The 1,197-nt window shown below is 63.7% G+C and carries 1 protein-coding gene; it reads right to left on the bottom strand.

Annotated elements, in window-relative coordinates; all coding sequences use genetic code 11:
• Positions 1 to 17 precede the first annotated feature (17 nt).
• Positions 18 to 1,138, bottom strand: a protein-coding gene (locus SPHI_RS14645; protein WP_096348783.1) for an IS3 family transposase whose coding sequence is annotated in 2 segments (ribosomal slippage) — positions 18 to 889 and positions 889 to 1,138 — 1,122 coding nt in all. Because the reading frame shifts where the segments join, the coding sequence is not laid out codon by codon here.
• Positions 1,139 to 1,197: the final 59 nt, after the last annotated feature.

The following is a 1,197-nucleotide window of genomic DNA, read 5'->3' as shown; positions in this document are numbered from 1 at the left end:
TGACCTGCTCCCCATTTTCAGGCCGCTGATAAGTTAGCTTTGGTGTCCTCATGCCTTTGGCGGGGGCGGTTGGTGAACTCGGCGGGTGCCATGCCGCCAAGGCTGCTGTGCGGACGCACGGTGTTGTAGTCCGTCCGCCATGCCTCGATGATCCGTCTCGCCGCAGCGAGCGAGGGGAACAGGTGTTCGTTCAGGCACTCGTCGCGCAAGCGACCATTGAAGCTCTCGACGAAGCCGTTCTGCTGCGGCTTGCCCGGCGCGATGTAATGCCACTCGACCCCGGTGTCTTGGCACCAGGCCAGAACGGCATGACTGGTCAGCTCGGTTCCATTGTCGCTGACCACCATGCACGGCAGCCCGCGCCGCTCGGCAATGGCGGTCAGCTCGCGCACGACACGCCGGCCTGATAGCGAGGTATCGACGATACAGGCCAGGCACTCCCGGCTGTAGTCGTCGATAACGTTGAGCAGGCGGAACCGCCGGCCGCAGGCCAACGCATCCGACACGAAGTCGAGCGACCAGCGCTGATTGGGTTCCTGCGGGATTGCCACCGGTGACCGGGTGCCGAGGGCCCGTTTGCGACCGCCACGCTTGCGCACCGTCAGCCGCTCCTCGCGGTATAGCCGGTACACCTTCTTCAGGTTCATGCCCTTGCCCTCCCGCCTGAGCAGGATCGCCAGCCGGCGATAGCCGAACCGACGACGCTCGTTGGCGATCTCGCGCATCCGCTCGCGGACAGCATCGTCCTTCCCGCGAAGCGGCTCGTATTGCCACGCCGACCGATTGACCCCGATCAGCCTGCAGGCGCGACGCTCGGAGAAGCCGTGGTCGGCCATCAGCTTCTCCACCGCAGCATAGCGATCCACAGACCGGGTCAGTTTTTTCCCAGCAGATCCTTCAAGGCCGACACGTCCAGCATCGACTCCGCCAGCAGCTTCTTCAGCCGACGGTTCTCATCCTCCAGCGTACGCAACCGTGCCGCCTCCGACACCGTCATCCCGCCGTACTTCGCCTTCCAGTTGTAGAACGTCGCGTCGCTGATGCCATGCTTCCGGCACAGCTCGGCGGTCTTCACTCCAGCCTCGTGCTCACGCAGCACGCCTATGATCTGATCCTCGGTAAAACGGCCTCGCCGCATCGCTCGTCTCCATCTGACCAGCTAACTTACCAATGGCATGATTTCCGGGGAGCAGGTCA

This window comes from Sphingomonas jeddahensis, from assembly GCF_001981525.1.
GTDB classification, from domain to species: domain Bacteria; phylum Pseudomonadota; class Alphaproteobacteria; order Sphingomonadales; family Sphingomonadaceae; genus Sphingomonas; species Sphingomonas jeddahensis.
Note: the sequence above shows the minus strand (reverse complement) of the source record. Positions and strands in the feature narration are given on the sequence as shown.